Here is an 18,925-nt window from a genome sequence, read left to right on the forward strand (position 1 = left end):
GTCATTCATTTGGCAATGAGCTTGGCTGGCTCAGGCGGCGACGGCTTGCACTTCCATGGCGGCATCCGCTGCCATCTCGATCAGCGCGCGCTTGTATTCGTTCGGGAAGACTTTCACGAACTTGCCGCGCGCCGCAGCCCAGTCGTCGAGCAGGACGCGGGCACGGGTGCTGCCCGTGTGCTTGAAGTGACGCTCGATCAGGCGCTTGAGGATGACTTCGTCCGCTTCCGGCACGCCGTCGCGGTGCTGCGTGTGCCAGGCGTCGCGGTCGACATGCTGTTCCGCTGCCGACACGACCTTGTCCAGGCTGACCATGGCCGTGTTGCACTTGCTGGCAAAGTCGCCGGCCGGGTCATACACGTAGGCGATGCCGCCCGACATGCCGGCCGCGAAGTTGCGTCCCGTGTTGCCCAAGACCACCACCGTGCCGCCCGTCATGTATTCGCAGCCATGGTCGCCCAGGCCCTCGACCACCGTGGTGGCGCCCGAGTTGCGCACGGCAAAGCGTTCACCGGCCACGCCGTTGAAGAAGGCTTCGCCGGCGATGGCGCCGTACAGCACCGTGTTGCCGATGATGATGTTGTCCACGGCCCAGCCGCGGAACTCGGTATTGGGCCGCACGATGATGCGTCCGCCCGACAAGCCTTTACCGACGTAATCGTTGCCCTCGCCCACCAGGTCGATCGTGATGCCGTGCGCCAGGAAGGCACAGGCCGACTGGCCCGCCGTGCCTTGCAACTGGATGTGGATGGTGTCGTCCGGCAAGCCGGCGTGGCCGTATTTCTTCGCCACTTCGCCGGACAACATGGTGCCCACCGTGCGGTTCAAGTTGCGCACAGGCGAGATGAAGGAGACGCGCTCGCCCTTTTCCAGCGCCGCGCGCGCTTGCGCGATCAGCTTGTGGTCGAGCGCCTTTTCCAGCGCATGATCCTGGAATTCCACGTGGCGGCAAGCCTGGCCATCCGGGGTTTCCGGCTTGTAGAATATGGACGAGAAGTCCAGCCCCTGCGCCTTCCAGTGCGAAATCGCCTTCGATTTGTCGAGCAAGTCGACACGGCCGATCAGCTCGTCATACGTGCGGATGCCCAGCTGCGCCATCAATTGACGGGCTTCCTCGGCAACGAAGAAGAAGTAATTGACGACATACTCGGGTTTGCCCGAGAACTTGGCGCGCAGCACGGGATCTTGCGTGGCCACGCCCACCGGGCACGTATTCAAGTGGCATTTGCGCATCATGATGCAGCCTTCGACCACCAGCGGCGCCGTGGCGAAACCGATCTCGTCGGCGCCCAGCAGGGCGGCGATGACCACGTCGCGGCCCGTCTTCATCTGGCCGTCGGCCTGCACGCGGATGCGGCTGCGCAAACCGTTCAAGACCAGCGTTTGTTGCGTTTCAGCCAGACCCAACTCCCACGGCGTGCCTGCATGTTTCACGGACGACAGAGGCGAGGCGCCCGTGCCGCCGTCGTGGCCGGCGACGACCACGTGGTCGGCCTTGGCCTTGGTGACGCCGGCAGCGACCGTGCCGATGCCCACTTCCGACACCAGTTTCACGGAAATCGAGGCGCGCGGATTGGCGTTCTTCAAGTCATGGATCAGCTGCGCCAGATCTTCGATCGAATAGATGTCGTGGTGCGGCGGCGGCGAAATCAGGCCCACGCCCGGCACGGAAAAGCGCAGGCTGGCGATGTATTCGGACACCTTATGGCCCGGCAACTGGCCGCCTTCGCCCGGCTTGGCGCCCTGCGCCATCTTGATCTGGATCTGGTCGGCCGAATTCAGGTAGGCGGCCGTGACGCCGAAACGTCCCGACGCCACCTGCTTGATGCGCGAACGCATGGAATCGCCTTCCTGCAGCGGAATATCGACGACGATCTGCTCGGCGCCCACGACGGACGCCATCGTGTCGCCCTGGCGGATCGGAATGCCCTTCAATTCCTGCGTGTAGCGGTTCGGATCTTCGCCGCCCTCGCCCGTGTTCGACTTGCCGCCGATGCGGTTCATGGCGACCGCCAGCGTTGCGTGCGCTTCCGTGCTGATCGAACCGAGCGACATGGCGCCCGTGGCGAAACGCTTGACGATTTCCTTGGCCGGTTCCACTTCATCGAGCGGGATCGCCTTGGTCGGGTCGAGCTTGAATTCGAACAGGCCGCGCAGGGTCAGGTGACGACGGCTCTGGTCGTTAATGATTTGCGCGTACTCTTTATAGCTGGAGAAATTGTTGCTGCGCGTGGAATGCTGCAGCTTTGCAATCGCGTCCGGCGTCCACATGTGGTCTTCGCCGCGCACGCGGAACGCATACTCGCCGCCCGCGTCGAGCTTATCGACCAGCACGGGATCGTTGCCGAAGGCCAGCGCGTGCAGGCGCAGCGCCTCTTCCGCCACTTCAAACACGCCGATGCCTTCCACGTTCGAGGCCGTGCCCTTGAAGTATTTGTCCACCAGCGACTTGTTCAGGCCGATGGCTTCGAAGATTTGCGCGCCGCAGTACGACATGTAGGTCGAAATGCCCATCTTCGACATGACCTTCATCAAGCCCTTGCCGACCGCCTTGGTGTAGTTATAAATGGCTTTCTCGCCCGACAAGTCGCCGGGCAAGCCGTGCGCCATCTCGGCCAGGGTTTCCATGGCCAGATACGGGTGGACGGCTTCCGCGCCATAGCCGGCCAGCAAGGCGAAGTGGTGCGTTTCGCGGGCCGAGCCCGTTTCCACGACGAGACCGGTGGACGCCCGTAAACCCTTGCTCACCAGGTGCTGGTGTACGGTGGACGTGGCCAGCAGCGCGGGGATCGCCACTTGGTCGGCGCAAATGGCGCGGTCCGAGACGATCAGGATGTTGTGGCCCGACTTGACGGCGTCGACGGCTTCCGCGCACAGCGAGGCCAGGCACGCTTCCACGCCTTCCTTGCCCCAGGCCAGCGGGTAGCAGATGTCCAGTTCGTACGACTTGAACTTGCCGCCCGTGTGGGCGCTGATGTTGCGCAGACGCGCCATGTCGTCAAAGCCCAGCACGGGCTGCGCCACTTCCAGGCGCATCGGCGGGTTGACGTTGTTGGTATCGAGCAAATTCGGTTTCGGGCCGATGAAGGACACCAGCGACATCACCATCGCTTCGCGGATCGGGTCGATCGGCGGATTCGTCACTTGCGCGAACAATTGCTTGAAGTAGTTATACAAAGGCTTCAATTTGTTCGACATGACGGCCAGCGGCGAGTCATTGCCCATCGAGCCCGTCGCCTCTTCGCCGGCCAGTGCCATCGGCGCCATGAGGAATTTCAAGTCTTCCTGCGTGTAGCCGAACGCCTGCTGGCGGTCGAGCAGCGACGGCTGGGCTTTTTCGCCCTGGGCGCGGTCTTGCTTGGCTTGTCCTTCGGCCAGCTTGATCTCGTCGAGCTTGATGCGCACCGAGTTGATCCACGCCTTGTACGGCTTGGCGTTGGCGTAAGTGTTTTTCAGTTCCTGGTCGTCGATGATGCGGCCCGCTTCCAGGTCGATCAGGAACATTTTACCGGGCTGCAAGCGCCATTTCTGGATGATTTTCGATTCCGGGATCGGCAGCACGCCCGATTCCGACGCCATCACCACCAGGTCGTCGTCCGTGACGATGTAGCGTGCCGGACGCAAGCCGTTGCGGTCCAGGGTGCCGCCGATGTGGCGGCCGTCCGTGAATGCCATGGCGGCCGGGCCGTCCCACGGTTCCATCATGGCCGCGTGGTATTCATAGAAGGCGCGGCGGTTGTCATCCATCGTCGTGTGGTTTTCCCACGCTTCCGGAATCATCATCATCATCGCCTGGGCGATCGGGTAGCCGGCCATCAGCAGCAATTCCAGCGCATTGTCGAAGCAGGCCGTGTCGGACTGGCCTTCATAGATCAGCGGGAACAGTTTCTGCAGGTCGTCGCCCAGCACGGCCGACTTCATCACGCCTTCGCGCGCGCGCATCCAGTTGAAGTTGCCTTTCACCGTGTTGATCTCGCCATTGTGCGCGATCAAACGATAGGGGTGGGCCAGCGGCCATTCGGGGAAAGTATTCGTCGAGAAACGCTGGTGCACCAGGGCCAGGGCCGAGATGCAGCGCGCATCCTGCAAGTCCTTGTAGTACACGCCCACCTGGTCGGCCAGCAGCAAGCCTTTATAGACGATGGTACGGGCCGACATCGACGGCACGAAGAATTCCTTGCCGTGCAGCAGTTTCAAGGCCTGGATGGCGTGGCCCGACGATTTGCGGATCACATACAGTTTGCGCTCGAGCGCGTCGGTGACCATGATGTCCGGGCCGCGGCCGATGAAGATCTGGCGGATGACCGGTTCCTTGGCGCGCACGGTGGGCGACATCGGCATATCGGTATCGATGGGCACGTTGCGCCAGCCCAGCACGACCTGGCCCTCGATGCGCACGGCGCGTTCGATTTCCTGTTCGCAGGCGATGCGCGACGCGTGTTCCTTCGGCAGGAAGACCATGCCCACGCCGTATTCGCCAGGCGGCGGCAATTCCACGCCCTGCTTGGCCATTTCTTCGCGGTAGTACTGGTCGGGAATCTGGATCAGGATGCCGGCGCCATCGCCCATCAGCGCATCGGCGCCCACGGCGCCCCGGTGATCGAGGTTTTTCAGAATCAGCAAACCCTGTTCGACGATCGAATGGGTCTTGTTGCCCTTGATATGGGCGACGAAACCGACGCCGCAGGCATCGTGTTCATTGGCTGGGTCGTACAGGCCTTGCGCTTTCATGGGCTTCTCCGCTGCATATGACTATCGAAAAACTAGAGTAGTGCAACGCAACAAAAAACTCAACCAGAACAATTAGGGTCGGAGTCGAATTAAATTCGATTCCGTCGCTCTAAAAATTTAATAGGGACATAGTCGAAGCCATTTCAATAAAACGTCAGAAAGAAACCATTTTTTGTTTTAAATGCGAATGCTTTTCAATTTGCGTCCGTTGCGGCCGCGACTTTGCGGGGACGGCCCCGTTTGGCGGGCAGTACTTGCCGCTGCATTTTCTGCTCCAGCGCCTGCTTGAAAGCATCGGAACCAAGCGGCCAGCCCTTCAAAACAGCCTGTTCCACGGTTTTCACCTCGCTGCTGCCCAGTCCCTGCTCGAACAGGCGCAGATAGGCCGCCTCGCGGTCGAACGGCGTGTTGCCCAGTGCCCAGTACAGCGCATGGTCGGTGATGACGGGATCGGGCCGCACACCGGCATGGTGGGCATAGCTGGACCAGCTGTAATCGAGCGCCTGGCCCGCCAACCCCGTTTGCACGGGCACGCATTCCAGGTAACGGCAGCAAGTAAGGAAGAAATGGTCGTGATCGATGACGGAAGTTTTGTAGCGTCCCTGCCACAGCGCCCCTTCACGGCCGTATTTCTGGTTGAAATACGGCACGTAATAGCGTCCCAGCCACTGCATCAGCTGTCCCAGTCCCGTCGCATCGGCTGGCGTCGCCAATAAATGTAGCTGATCTGGCAATAAAACGTAGGCATGGATGGCCACCTTGAACATTTTCGCGCCCGTTTTCAGCCAGGACAGAAATTGGGCATAGTCCGCCGCGTCCTGGAACACGCTCTGGCGGTTGCTGCCGCGCTGGATCACGTAATGGGGCAGTGCGGGAATGATGAGGCGGGGCAAACGGGCCATGGCAAAATCGAAAAGTGAAGGCTAAGGCCTTGATTTTACACACTTGCGAGCGCAGGACGCGACTCTGACCCTGTTTTATTTGAAATGCTGGAAAAAGCGATTGACTCTGTCCCTGAATTGTCCTGCAGGAGACTATGCACCTTCGCAGGCGGCAAGTTGGTAGTCCCAACGACCACCATGATCGAGGCAACTATCAATTTTCCACTCCTTGCGCAGCCAGAGAGCGGTACTGGCCAGTGCAACGATCAACAACAGGCCAGATAGGAAGCGCCGTTTCATGCTACTGGCCGCCTCTGGCGGTCAGGACAGGTTAAAACTGGCCGACAGGCTGTAGCCCTCGCCATACGCGCTGCGCAGCGGCAAGTCCTGGCCCAGGCCCGTCTTGGCTTTCTTGCGCAGGCGGTACACGAGCATGTCGACGCGGCGGCCCGCATCCGGATCTTCGCCGCCCATGCCGGCCACGATGACGTCGCGCGGCACGGGGCGGGTATTGATGGTCAGCAGGTGCAGGAAGTTGAATTCCTTTTCCGTCAGGGCGATGACGGCGCCCATCAATTCAAGTTGGCGAGCGCTTACTTTCAAGGTCCACTTGCCCGGCTCGGGGACGGGATCTTGCGGGCCGACGCGGCGGTCGAGCGCCTCGATGTGGGCAGCCAGTTCGGGGAATTTGATCGGCTTGGTCAGATAGTGGTCGGCGCCGAGGCGCAAGCCGAGGATGCGGCTGTCGAAGGCGACACGCCCCGTCAGCACCAGCACGCCGATCTGCGGATACAGCTGGCGCATGCGGGGGATGACGTTGAAGCCGTCCTCATCTGGCAAGCCCAGGTCCAGCACGACCACCCCGACATTGCCATGGCTCAACGCCGTCCACATCCCGCCAGCGGAGCTGGTGATATGCACTTCGTGTTCGAGCTCAACGAGAAACTCCGCCATGTCTTCGGCGTAGTCCAGATTGTCTTCGACGATCAGTATTTTCGTCATTGCAACGCCATTCTTCCATTAGTGAGCTACCGTGGGCAAACCATGCCATTCACTTCTGCACCATGATGGACGGCACAATAGGTTTACGTCAAGGAATTATCACGGTTGCCTTCAGCGGAAGCAACTTTTTTCTAGTCTAGCCAGGAAGCGGCAGCCAAATGCGGAAAATAGCCCCACCTTCGGGCAGATTATGCCCCTGCAAACTCCCGCCATGCACGTCCACCACGGCGCGCGCCATGTACAGGCCCAGGCCCGCACCGGCATGCGTCGCATCGGTTCCACGGAAACCTTTTTCGAACAGCTGCGCCAGTTCTTCTTCCCGCAAACCGGGCCCCGCATCGCGCACACACAGCGCCACGCCGCCTTCGGGCACCAGCTTGCCCGACACGGTGATGCTGCTGCCCGGCGGGCTGAACTTGACCGCGTTGTCGAGCAGGATTTTCAGGCACAGGGCCATACCGGGCACGTCGCAGCGCAGCCGGGCCGGCAAGTCTTCATCGAGTTCCAGCTGTACGCGGTGACTGGCCGGCACGGTGGCGGCCGCCTGCTGCAACAAGGCCAGCGGCGCGATGCCATCGGCCGCCCGTTCGCGGCCGATGGCCGCCATGCGTTCGGGCGACAAATAGTCGTCGATCATGGCCAACAAACGGTCGACGGCCGTCTGGATTTTCACGTAGCGCTTGCGCGTGGCCTCGTCGGCGTCTCGGGATGTCGAGACGAGGCGCTGGATGGCGCCGTCGATGGTGGCCAGCGGCGTGCGGAATTCATGCGACAGCATCGAGGCGAAACGCTTCTGTTCCTTTTCCCGCTCGGCTTCCTGCGCCTGGGCGGCGCTGACGTCGCGCACCGTGCCGACGATGGTGATGCCCCGTTCCCTCGCCGACGTGGGCACGATGGTCGAGCTGATTTCCAGCGCCAGCAGGCGGCCGTCGGCGTGCGCCAGCTCCACTTCGCGCAGCAGGGTCAAACGGCTGGTGTCGCCATCGCGCCAGCGCTGCAGCCGGGCCGGCACGTCCGCCGCCAGGCGTGCCGCGTGTTCGCGCAAGGCTGCCTGGTCGTAACCGGTCAGGCGTTGCGCCGCGGGGCTGATGTAGCGTAATTCGAGGGTGGTGGCGTCGAGCAGGAAGGCCGCGTCGCGCCCATGTTCGGCCAGCAGGCGGAACGTCGCTTCGCCGGCGCGCGCGCGCAGCAGGGCGCGGCGCAACTGGACGAAGCGCAGCGCCATGAGGACGGCGCCGGCAAGCAGCAGGAGGAAAATAGGCAGCATGCGTTATACCTGGCAAGAAAGAATTGCCAAGTATAAGCGTGCGCTGCCCTTAATCTTCGAGCGGGGCGAAAATCTGCTGCAAGTCTTCCTGCGTGAGGGCCATCTTCTGCGATTCGCCTTCGGCCAGGATCGATTGCGCCAGCTCCGATTTCTTTTGCTGCAGCAGCTGGATTTTTTCTTCCAGGGTGCCCTTCGCAATCAATTTGTAGACGAACACAGGCTTATCCTGGCCGATGCGCCAGGCGCGGTCCGTGGCCTGGTTTTCCGCCGCCGGATTCCACCACGGATCGTAGTGGATGACCGTGTCGGCGGCCGTCAGGTTCAGGCCCACGCCGCCCGCCTTCAGGCTGATCAGGAAGATCGGCACGGCGCCCTGCTGGAAGGCCGCCACTTGCGCGCCCCGGTCCTTCGTTTCTCCCGTCAGCAGCGCGTATGGGATGTCGCGCGATTCCAGTTCTTCCTCGATCAATTCCAGCATGCTGGTAAATTGCGAGAACACGAGGATCTTGCGCCCTTCGTCGAGCAAGTCTTCCACCATCTGCATCAGGTCGAGCAGCTTGGCCGAACCGGCCGACTGCTTCTTCGCCGGCAAGGATTTCACCAGACGCGGGTCGCAGCAGACCTGGCGCAGTTTCAGCAGCGCTTCGAGAATGACGATCTGGCTGCGCGCCACGCCCTTCTTGTCGATTTCTTCACGGACCTTTTGATCCATCGCAAGACGCACGGTTTCATACAGGTCGCGCTGCGGCCCCGTCAATTCCACCTTGCGCACCATTTCCGTTTTCGGCGGCAGCTCCTTGGCCACATTGTCCTTCGTGCGGCGCAGCAGGAACGGTTTGATGCGGCGGTTCAGCAGCATGCGGCGCAGCGGGTCGTCCTGACGCTCGATCGGATGACGGAACTGCGTATTGAAGGTCTTTTCGTCGCCCAGCAAGCCCGGCAGCAAGAAGTGGAATTGCGACCACAGTTCGCCCAAATGATTTTCCAGCGGCGTGCCGGACAAGCACAGGCGGTGGCGCGCGCGCAGCAGGCCCGCGCTTTGCGCCGCCTTGCTGCGCGTATTCTTGATGTAATGCGATTCGTCGAGAATGACCAGGTGGAAATCGTGCTCGCGCAAGGTTTCCTCGTCGCGCGGCAACAGCGCGTACGTGGTCAGCACCAGGTCGCACTGGTCGATCTGGTCGAATTGCTGGGCGCGGTCCTTGCCTTGCAGCAGCAACACCTTCAGGCTGGGCGCGAACTTGGCCGCCTCGTCCTGCCAGTTGCCCATCAGACTCGTCGGTGCAATCACCAGGGCCGGATGCGTAAGGCGGCCCGCTTCCTTTTCCACGAGGATATGCGCCAGCGTCTGCACGGTCTTACCTAAGCCCATGTCATCGGCCAGGATGCCCGCCAGGTCGTGGTCGCGCAGGAATTGCATCCACGCCAGGCCGTCGGCCTGGTAATCGCGCAAGGTTGCCTGCAGGCCGGCGGGCGCCGCCACTTTTTGCACGGAACCGAACTGGCTCAGCTTGCGGCCCATGGCGCGCAGCTGTTCGCCGCCCGTCCACTGCATGTCCAGGCCCCGCGCCAGCTCTTCCAGGCGCGCCGCATCGAGTGTCGACATGCGCACGGCACGCTTGATCTTGTCGCTGAAATACAGCTCGCCCAGCGTGTTCAAAATCGGACGCACGCGGCCCCACGGCAGGGCGACGCGCGTGCCGTCCGGCAAGGTTGCCAGCATCTGGTCATCGTCCGCATGTGCTTCGATGACTTTCGGATTGAAATCGTTGGGCGCGTTGCGGATCAGCTGCACCAGCACGGGCAGCAGCGGCACGCGCTCGTGGTTGACGACGATGCCCAGTTCCAGCTCGAACCAGGCGTTGCCGCTGTCCGGATCCTGGTCATCGATTTCCGCGTACCAGTCGCCCACGTCGCTCACGTCGTAGCGGTACTTGGCCGTCTTTTCCACGATCCAGCCCTGCGCCAGCAAGGCGTCGATGCCGGACTCGGCAAAACGCAGCCACTCCGCCTGGGAAGGCAGCAGCAAGGCGCCCTTCAAGCCGCTCAAGGGAGCGGAGCCCGGCTTCTTGAATTGCAGCTCGGCCAGGGTGGCCAGTGCGCGCGCTTCATCGACCGTGTTTCTCTGGATAATTTCCGTCACCTCGCCCACTTGCCGCACCACGCGCTGCGACGGGTCGAACGAGACTCTTTCGCCATCGTAGTCGTAGGACAGCACGGCGAAGTCGCTCCAGCGCTGCAGGCTGCCATCGGCCAGCATGGCGCTGTCCAGCAGCAACACCGGTTGCGCCGGCACGTCCTTGCGCAAGCGCTGCGGCAACGGTTGCGGCAGCGGCATCAGATGCTGCAAGCCTTGCGCCAGCAGCAGTTGCGACACGCGCACCTTGTCGTTCGCATTCAACGGCGGCGCCTGCGCCACCAGCGCCTGCAGATCGGCGAGGGAAATGTCGGAGCCGCCCTGGTTCAGTTCCAGCACGCCGCACGACAGGTTGTCGATGTACCACGGCGGATCGGTGGGCAGCATGTAGTCGATCTGGTCGGCGCCATGGTGCTTCGCGCCTTCCGGCGGGTCCACTTGCCAGCCCAGGCGCATGGTCTTGCCTTCGTCGCGCCAGAACAGGCGGGCGGGACGCACGGGACCTTCCTTCAATGGATACACGAGACCATTGCCGACGTCGGCCCAGGAATTGGCCCACAACAATTTATCCTGCTCGGCCAGCATTTTCAGCAGGGCCGCGCCCACCTTGCCCTTCGGCTCCGTGGCGCTGCCCGTCTGCGAATTCTGCCCGCTGCGCATGGCCACGAAGAAACGCACGAGGTCTTCGTCGGCCGGCGTCAAAAACGTGGGCGGCGCCGACAGCAGGGAAAAGATTTCGCTGATGGGGGACGCCGCCGCCACATCGCCGTTCGGCCGCAGCCGCGCCTTGTACAGGCACAGGGCCACGTGGCGGCCGCCGCTGGTGGGCGCCAGCACGTAGATCAGGCGGTGCTGGTTGAGTTTGGGATCGGGCTCGGCAATCGTCAGCACGGCCTTCGGATGGGCGGCAGCCTCCACCCGCTGCAGCCAGGTGGCGACGGCATACGGCAAAGGCGCTCCCGGCGCGCTGGCCGGGGCAACTGGGGTTTCACTGGTTTCGTCGCGGGTAAAATCCATGGGGCGCATTTTTGTGTAAAGGTCGTATCCAAATCGGCAACAGGCAATATTATCCGCCATACAGGCGTTGCTGGCTTGATTCACACACGCTCTTTGAGCAGTTTTAATGCGCGATGCCTAAAAAATAAGTATTTAATACGACACTTGGGGTCCGCTGACGGCAAAAAAGGCCCGTCATAGGCCTTTTTTCGCCGCCTGTGGAGGGCTTATCAGGCCGGCACAGTTTCTTCTTCGGCCACGCTGGCGGCCTCGACTACCGGTGCCGTGCTCGTATCGGCCGGCGTAAAGTTGCGCAAAAACAAGAAGAACTGGCCCATCATCTGCGTCCACAGTTGCAGATTGATATTCAGGTACTCCTTGCTGACACCGCCGGCAACCAGCACATCCATCTCCAGCACGACGAAATCGCCATGCTGGGCCACGCGGGCGAAACGCTTGCTGCGGTGCCATTCGGCCAGCAAGCCGGCCGGCAAGTCGCCGCCCTGCACGCGCAGCGGGCAGCTCAGGGTCAGGTCCGCGTACTGGCCAGGCGCGGCTTCATTACCCCACAGCACCTGGAAACCGATGCCATGGCTGGCGCTGTGCAGGCGCACGACACCGTCGTGTTCGATGCTGGTGACGGCGCAGCCGGCCGCCTTGATGGCCTCGGCCGTTTGTTCCGCATTCAGGGTGGTCAGCAAGCTAGTCGTGTTTTCCATCGTCATTCCATTCATTTCAAAAAGTAAAAATTATTGGGGTGCCGGCGCGGGCGCGGCCGGCGTTGCTGCCGCTTCGGTTTGACGCGCATCAAAGCGGCCCTGGTACAGCTGGTCGCCGTACTGCTGCGCGATTTGCTCGAGTTTCACCCGGCTTTGCGCGGCGAACGGCTGGCGCGCTTTCATGACGTCCAGCACGTCCAGGCTTTCATACGCTTGCAGGATCTCTTTCCCTGCCGCATACAGCTGGGCATTCTTGCTTTCGCAGCGCGCCAGGGCACTGCGCTGCACCGCCACTTCGCCGTCCAGGCGCGCCCGCTCCGCTTCGATCTGCTTGCCCGTGACGGCCAGCCGTTCGCCGGCCTGGCGGTACTGCGCCAAATTCGCGGTTGCCTCCTGTGCGGCGGCGGCGCTGCGCTGCTGCTCGGCGGCCAGTTTTTCCCGCTGCGCGCGTTCCTGCGCCAGCTGCGACTGGCTGCGCGCCAGCTCCTTTTTCACGCCATCGCTGGCAGGCGCCGCGGCGGCGGCGAGCGTCGCCTTGGCGGCCGGCGCGCCCTTGGCTTTCAGCGCTTCCAGTTCGCCGCGCGTCTGCTGCAGCTGCGCCGTGACATTGCGCAACTCGGCACGCAAACGCTCTTCCATGCTTTGCCCTTTTTGCGCTTGGGCGGTGCCGGCGGCCAGCAAGCTCAACAGCAATAAAGGCAGGCGCATTTTGTTGGATATCAACATCATGGCTCCTTAAAAACGCGCGTTCAATTCGATTTGCAGGGTGTCGATCGACAGTGCCGAACCGAACACTTCGCGGCTCGACGTCCAGCGGCCGTTCAGCCAGGTATTCTTGTCGAGCGCATACGCGCCGCCGAGGTAGTAGCCGCGCGCATTCGTGCCGCCCAGATGGAAGGTGGAATCGTTGTAGGCGTCAGGCAAGGCGTCCGGTTCGATGCGCTTGTAACCGAGCAGCACGTTCCAGTCGCCGCGCGCCGCCGGGCTGGCCTTGCCCAGGGTCGCCTGCAGCATGTAGGCATTGCCGCCGCTCTTGAAATCAGCTTGCGAGACGCCGCCCGTGCCACCGAAGTTATTCATGATGCCGCCCTTGGCGCGTGCCCACATTTCATTCTTGTCGTAGGCCATGTTGCGCACATAGTCGCCTTCGATGCGCAAGTCCGTGCCGCCCGCGACCTTGCTATCCCAGCGCGCATTCAGGTTGGCCAGGCGGAATTTCGACGCCAGGCCCACGAATTGCGGCTGCGGCGTGTTGGCCGGATCGAGCGGATTCAGGGCGATATTGCGCAGCAACATCAAGCTATTGCCCTTTTGCATGCTCGATGGACGCGACCAGTCCGTGCTGCAGCCATCGGCGCCTGCGTACAAGGCGCACGGCTGCGAATACTCGCCGCTGATGTTGCGGAAGTTGTAGTAGGCCAAGGCGCCACGCAATTGGTGGTCGCTATTGATCTTCCACGACGCGCCCACTTGCGCGCCGAGCAGCCATTTGTTTTCGCTCGACATTTTTGCCTGGCTGCGGCTAGGCGCATTGTCGGACGAATACTCGAGCGGAATCAGGCCCAGAGTGCCGAACACGGTGACGTCCTTGCTCTCGCCGACCGGCTGCTGCACCTTGGCGGCGATGCCGTCGAAATTGAGTTCGCTGGAAAACAGTTCGTCGCCGGACACGAATGGATTGTCGAAGCGGCCCGCCGTCAGTTTCAGCCACGAAGCGGGCTGGTAGGACAGCCAGGCCTGGTCCAGCCAGATGTTCTTCTTGCCCAGGCCGCCACCGAGAGTTTGCGTGGTCGATACCGGGCTGTCGTCATTGCCGCTGGCCAGGCGGATGCCCGCTTGCGTGGTGTCGGAAATGTCGGCCAGGATGCCGAGGCGGGCACGGGCGCGCAGCAAGTGCTTGCGGTCTTCGCGCGTGTTCAGCAACGCCGGCAGGGCCAGGTTGCTGTTCGAATTGACGTCGTAGCCGCTGCCGCTGTTGAGCGAGCGCCAGTCGATCTCGATATTGCTGTTGGCCATGTCGTAGTAGCGCGATTCGTAGCGTGCGCGCACGTCGCCTTCCAGGCGGATGCGCTTGGTCCAGGCCGGCGTTTCATTCGGCGCCGCCCAGCCGCCCGCTTTTGCTTCGGCCATGACCTGGCCCTTGATCTCGTCGCGGATCTGCTCGCGCACGGTTTGCGAAATATACGGCACGCGCACGTCGCCAGGCTGCACCTGCGCCAGGGCGGCCGGTGCGGCGGCCGGACGGGCTTGCGCCGCGGCCAGCGCTTCGCTCTGCGCCTGCGCCAGCAAGGCTTCGCCGGCATCCTTGTTCAGGGCGCCGCTCTGGATCAGGCCGCGGATCAGCTTGACCATGGTGCTGTCGGCCGGGACGGCCTGCGCCTGTACCGCGCCTGCCGCCACGCTCAGGGCGAAAGCGGCCAGCGCCAGCGGAAGGCGGCGCGCACGCTGTGGGGAAGAAAATATGAGGTTCATCGCTTCTTTCGGTAAAAATTAATATGAATTAAGGACGCTATGGCCTGCGGCCTTTAATGGATACCCGGGCCGGGAAACGCAGGGATGCCGGCGGCCGCTCATCGGCGCGGAAGTCGCGCACCATGGCCAGCACCTGCTCATCCGTCTGCGCATTGCCCGTGCCTTGCACCAGCTGCACTTTCGTCGCCCTGCCTTCCGTATCGAGCCACAGGTCGACGCGGATGTCGGCGAACGCCAGCTGGCGCGTGCGCGGGTCGCGGGCGAACGCCAGCTGCAGCGCGTTGGCGACGTAGCGGCCATACGATCCCGCGCCGAGTCCGCCGCCACCGCCGCTACCGCTCATGCCGCCGCCGCGCCCGGCCTGGATGCCGAACGCGTCGCTGCCGGCCTGCGCCGCGCCGTCGATGGTGACGGGGTCGCCCTTGTCCGGCGACGGGCTTTCCGGCGCGTCATCCATGGGCTTGTCGGCAGGCGTCGGTTCCGGCTCGGACACTTCCGGCACCACCTTGTCCGGTGTCGGTTCCGGCAATTTTTCCGGTTCCGGCGGCGGCGGTGGCGGCGGTGGCAGCATCAGCATCGGCGGCGCCGCCACTTCGCGCTTGGTGGCCGCCGTATCGGACAGCAAATACCAGACCAGCGCGGCCAGCGCAGCGGCCAGCAGCGCACCGCCGGCCACGCCGCCCCAGCGGCGCCACCACTGCGCCGCGCCCGACGATTCCGAGCCGGCCATCTTCATCATGTCGTCACGCTTCACCTTGCGCTCCTCATGCCGGCTTGCCGGTCACCAGGCCCACCTGGTTCAGGTCGATGCGGCGCAGCAGGTCCAGCACTTCGACCACCTTCGCGTATTGCACGGCGGCGTCGCCGCGCACGATCACGGGGAAGTCGGGCGTCAGCGCCTTTTCCGTGCGCAAGCGCTCTTCCAGCTCGGGCAAGGTGACGGGATAGGCGTCGAGGAAGACCTGGCCCGCGTTGTCGATGGTGATGGCCTTGGTCTTCGGTTTTTCCAGCGCCATGGCCGAACTGGCCTTGGGCAGGTCGACCTTGATGCCGGGGATGCTGGCGTTGCTGGTCAAAATGAAGATCACCAGCACCACCAGCAGCACGTCGACGAAGGGCGTGATGTTGATGCCGCCGCTACGCTTGCGGGGGGTAAACTTGGCGGAGGTGGCCATGGTTATGCGCCCCTCACGCCTGATGCAGCGCGGGACGCATCTGGCGTCCGTCGCCCTGCTCTTCCGCCAGACGCGTGGCGAATTCATCGACGAAGACGGCCATATCGGCGACGATGGCATCCGAACGCGAGGACAGCCAGTTGTAGCCGAACAGGGCGGGAATCGCCACGCCCAGGCCAGCAGCCGTACACAGCAGCGCTGCCGCCATGCCCGGCGCCACCGAGTTGATGTCCACGGCGCCCGCCATGGCCGCCACGACGAACACCAGCATGATGCCGATCACGGTGCCGAACAGGCCGACGTACGGCGCGCCTTCGATGGTGGTCGAGAGCCAGATCATGCGCTTGGACATGCGCTCGCTTTCGCGCACCATCACGCCATCCATGGCGGCGCGGATGGCGCCGATCGTCGCGTTTGAGACGGCGTTCAAGTCGTAGCCGCGGTCGTGGCGGCGGCGCATCTCGTCGATGGCCACGTCATACAGACGCCACAGCGAGGAATCCGTTTTCACGGAAGCGCTCAGCTTGCCGTTGCGCGCCAGGTGATCGAGCGGCGCGCCGGCCGCTTCGTGGAACGACTGCATGAACTGGGCATTGGCGCGCGAGATGGCGCCATAGCTGCGGCCCTTGCCGATCATGATGATCCACGACAAGACCATCATCAGGCCCAGCACGCCGACGACGATCCAGGCGTCGAGCGGCATGGCGGCGATGATGAAACCGAAATGGCTTTTGCCCGCCTGCTGTTCATCGGCGCCAAACACGGCCAGGCGCGATTCGGAGCCTTGCGAGACGGCGTCGGCCAGCAGCAGGGCGTCGGGACGGGCCGTGCGCGACAGGCGCAGCTCGTCGATGGCGCCCGTGAAGTTGGCCAGTGCGGCGCCACCGGCGACCGGCGGCGCGTCGGTACCCACCGAGGCGGCCGTGCTGAATGCCGGCAGGGCGGTGGCCAGCGAGACGGCCGGACGGCCGCCCACGTACAGGGCCACATTGTTCTTGTCGGCCTTGACGGCCAGGTGCGACCATTGCGCGGCCTGGATAGGCTGGCCCGGCTTGCTGCGCTGACCATTGACCTGCACGAAAGGCACGCCCTGGTCAACGCCGATCAGCAATTCATTGGCGCCGTCGCGGCGCGCATACAGCACTTGCTGGGCGCCCAGGCTGTCCGGACGCACCCAGGCGGAAAAGGTGAACGGCGCGCCGGCGGCCAGCGCCAGCGATGGCGAGGCGGGCAGCATCAATGGCGTGGTGCCCAGGCGGGCGCCGGCGCCGATGACGGAACCGTCGAGCGCCGGCACGGCTGTCTGGGCATGGTTGCCGTAGGCGGTGCTGTCGCGCGAGGGCACGCCCGGTTCGCTGAAGTGATATACGAGGCTGTAGTCGGGGTCAAACGTACGCTGGCCGTTGCCGGAGGCGGGCGCCTTCGGATTGCCGTAGTACATCCACAGCTGCTGCGGCGTACCGGCCGTCAGGGCCGGCACGTCGACCCAGATCAGGGCGATGCCCAGCAGCGGATTGAATTGCTCGATCTGGTGGTTCAGCACCGTTTTATCGTCGCCCGCCACGAAGCGCAGGTCGGCGCCGTTGTCGCTGACGCCTTCGAAGTTGAAGTTACCCGAATGCAAGCGCAGCAACACGGGGATGCGGCCGGGATCGCCGCCCACCGCGCCCGCCTTCGGGCCGGCGTCGACGGTGACGGGTTTGCGGTAAGCCCAGTCGGGCTGCCACCAGGCATGCGCCAGGCCGGGAACGAGCGTGCCCAGGATCGTGAGCAGAAAAAGAAAACGTTGCATGACAGTGATTCTCCGAAGAAAAGTCTAAAAAAGTGCAGTGCTGTTGAGCTGGCCCGTCAGTAGCTGGCCGACAGGTTGAAATTGATGCGGCGCACGTGTTTGTGCGTGCGCGGGCCATCGCGCAGCGGATACGAAAAGTCGATGCGGCCATTCAGGTAGCGCAGGAACTGGAAGCTGCTGCCCACGCCCACGGAGGCCAGGCCGAACAGGTCTTTCTGCTCGATCATCGGATCGCGCAGGCGCAGGCGCGCGCCATCGGCAAAGGCGAACAGGCGCCAGTTTTCCAGGCGGCTGAAATACGTCAGCTGAGGCGTACGCCATTCGACCGTGCCAGACACGCCGTAGTCGCCCGTCGCTTCGGCCGACAGATAGCCGCGCACGGAATTGGCGCCGCCGGCCGCCATCTGCTCGCCCGACACGAGCGCCGCATCGGCCAGCTGGCCCGCCAGCTTGCCGTACAGCTGCGCGCCGCTGCCCAGGGTAGTGGTGGCATTGGCGTCGCCCTTCAACACGAGGAAGCTGGGCGAGGCCTTGTAGCGCTTGTTGTCGTAGGCGGCGCTGTCGCTGCCGTAGCCAAACGAAGCGCGCGTGCCGGCCACCAGCGACAGGCCGAGGCCATACGTCGCCGCCTCCGTCTGCGCAAAGCCGTTATACGACACGCTGAGCGGCACATATTTCAGGGGAACGCTGGAACCGGCGCCATTGAGCTTGAGCGCTTCCTGGTTATCCTTGAAATCGATGCCGGCAGAAAAACTGTGCCACCAGATGCCGCTGTTGGGCACCGTGTAGTTAACTTTCATGCCCAGCGCATGGCCCTTGCCCAGCACGCTGGTGCCGCCCGTGCTGGCCACATTGCTGTTCGACTGGTAGCCGGTCGCTTCCACGCTCCAGCCCTGCGTGCCGATCGGCGCCACGTACGAGGCGGACCACACCTTGGTCTGGTTCAGGTCGCCCGGCGTGCCGAAAAAGCTGATGGTGGCGCTATGCCCGAGCTGCCACAGATTGTCGTGGCCGACCGACATGCTGGTACGCAATTTCTTCGTATCAGCGCTGTAATCGTTGTTCAAGCCCACGCTGGCGCGCCACGGGCTGCTGTCGTCCACTTTCAGGTCCACGTCCATGGTGCCGGGCAGGCTGCCCTGCTTGACCAGCGGCATCACCTGGCGCTTGGGACCGCGGTTCAGGGCCGTCAGTTCCACTTGCGCCTGCGTAAAGTCGGGCACCGTGCCTTCCGTCAGGGCCGGCACTTGCTGGCGCACGTCGAGCGGCGAGTTGTATTGCGCGCCGACCACGCGCAAGCGCCCCACCTTCGTTTCGCTCACCTGCAGCACCACCACGCCCTGCTCCACCTGCTGCTCCGGCAAGTCCACGTAGACGGACTGGTAGCCCCGGGCTTGATATGCAGCAACGAGGGCGTCACGCGCCCCTTCCACGTCCTTCAAAGTGCGGCCCGGCCCCAGGAAGGGCGTGACCGCCTCTTCGATGGCGCGGGCGTCGAGCACGGTATTGCCTCGCACCAGGTATTCCTCGATCGTCACTTGCCGTTCCGGCGCGGCCACGGGGGCCGCCGCCGGCACCGCATCCTGCGCGCGCGCCATGCCGGGCAGCGCCAGCATGGCCAGGCACAGCATCGTCAAGGCGGTTGCAGGCGCCGCTGGCGGCACGCCCCTGCCCTTGGTTGTCATTTCACGCATCTTCCATTCACCTTAAAATCAAACGGTTGCCCTGTATTGCGGCGCTGGGCCGGCGTTTT

12 protein-coding genes are annotated in these 18,925 nt (G+C 63.5%); all 12 read right to left on the bottom strand.

Features of this window, described 5'->3' with window-relative positions; translation table 11 throughout:
- Positions 1-30: 30 nt before the first annotated feature.
- Positions 31-4,731 (bottom strand): glutamate synthase-related protein, encoded by a 4,701-nt coding sequence (locus D9M09_RS26100; protein WP_070313401.1) that lies wholly within the window; start codon positions 4,729-4,731, stop codon positions 31-33.
- Between the two features lie 194 nt (positions 4,732-4,925).
- A complete protein-coding gene (locus D9M09_RS26105; protein ID WP_121670711.1) occupies positions 4,926-5,633 on the bottom strand; it encodes a transposase in 708 nt (235 codons plus the stop codon).
- Between the two features lie 300 nt (positions 5,634-5,933).
- Positions 5,934-6,614 (bottom strand): response regulator transcription factor, encoded by a 681-nt coding sequence (locus D9M09_RS26110; RefSeq protein WP_034753797.1) that lies wholly within the window; start codon positions 6,612-6,614, stop codon positions 5,934-5,936.
- Between the two features lie 136 nt (positions 6,615-6,750).
- Positions 6,751-7,881: a PAS domain-containing sensor histidine kinase gene (locus tag D9M09_RS26115; protein WP_121670712.1), complete on the bottom strand. Its 1,131-nt coding sequence runs from the start codon at positions 7,879-7,881 to the stop codon at positions 6,751-6,753.
- Between the two features lie 49 nt (positions 7,882-7,930).
- Positions 7,931-11,035: a DEAD/DEAH box helicase gene (locus tag D9M09_RS26120; protein WP_070290329.1), complete on the bottom strand. Its 3,105-nt coding sequence runs from the start codon at positions 11,033-11,035 to the stop codon at positions 7,931-7,933.
- Between the two features lie 209 nt (positions 11,036-11,244).
- Positions 11,245-11,733 carry a YbjN domain-containing protein gene (locus tag D9M09_RS26125; protein WP_227742071.1) on the bottom strand — a complete coding sequence of 163 codons (489 nt, stop codon included), beginning with the start codon at positions 11,731-11,733 and terminating at the stop codon, positions 11,245-11,247.
- Between the two features lie 30 nt (positions 11,734-11,763).
- Positions 11,764-12,462, bottom strand: a complete 699-nt coding sequence (locus D9M09_RS26130; protein ID WP_070290331.1) for a hypothetical protein — start codon at positions 12,460-12,462, stop codon at positions 11,764-11,766.
- Positions 12,463-12,468: 6 nt separating this feature from the next.
- On the bottom strand, positions 12,469-14,205 hold the full coding sequence (locus D9M09_RS26135; RefSeq protein WP_121670714.1) for a putative porin: 1,737 nt from the start codon (positions 14,203-14,205) through the stop codon (positions 12,469-12,471).
- 37 nt (positions 14,206-14,242) lie between these two features.
- Positions 14,243-14,959 (bottom strand): energy transducer TonB family protein, encoded by a 717-nt coding sequence (locus tag D9M09_RS26140; RefSeq protein WP_240453485.1) that lies wholly within the window; start codon positions 14,957-14,959, stop codon positions 14,243-14,245.
- 10 nt (positions 14,960-14,969) lie between these two features.
- Positions 14,970-15,380, bottom strand: a complete 411-nt coding sequence (locus D9M09_RS26145; protein WP_034753784.1) for an ExbD/TolR family protein — start codon at positions 15,378-15,380, stop codon at positions 14,970-14,972.
- 13 nt (positions 15,381-15,393) lie between these two features.
- Positions 15,394-17,172, bottom strand: a complete 1,779-nt coding sequence (locus tag D9M09_RS26150) for a DUF2341 domain-containing protein (protein ID WP_121670715.1) — start codon at positions 17,170-17,172, stop codon at positions 15,394-15,396.
- Between the two features lie 56 nt (positions 17,173-17,228).
- Positions 17,229-18,866 carry a ShlB/FhaC/HecB family hemolysin secretion/activation protein gene (locus D9M09_RS26155; protein ID WP_205602308.1) on the bottom strand — a complete coding sequence of 546 codons (1,638 nt, stop codon included), beginning with the start codon at positions 18,864-18,866 and terminating at the stop codon, positions 17,229-17,231.
- Between the last annotated feature and the right edge of the window lie 59 nt (positions 18,867-18,925).

The sequence above is a fragment of the Janthinobacterium agaricidamnosum genome (genome assembly GCF_003667705.1).
Lineage (GTDB): Bacteria > Pseudomonadota > Gammaproteobacteria > Burkholderiales > Burkholderiaceae_D > Janthinobacterium.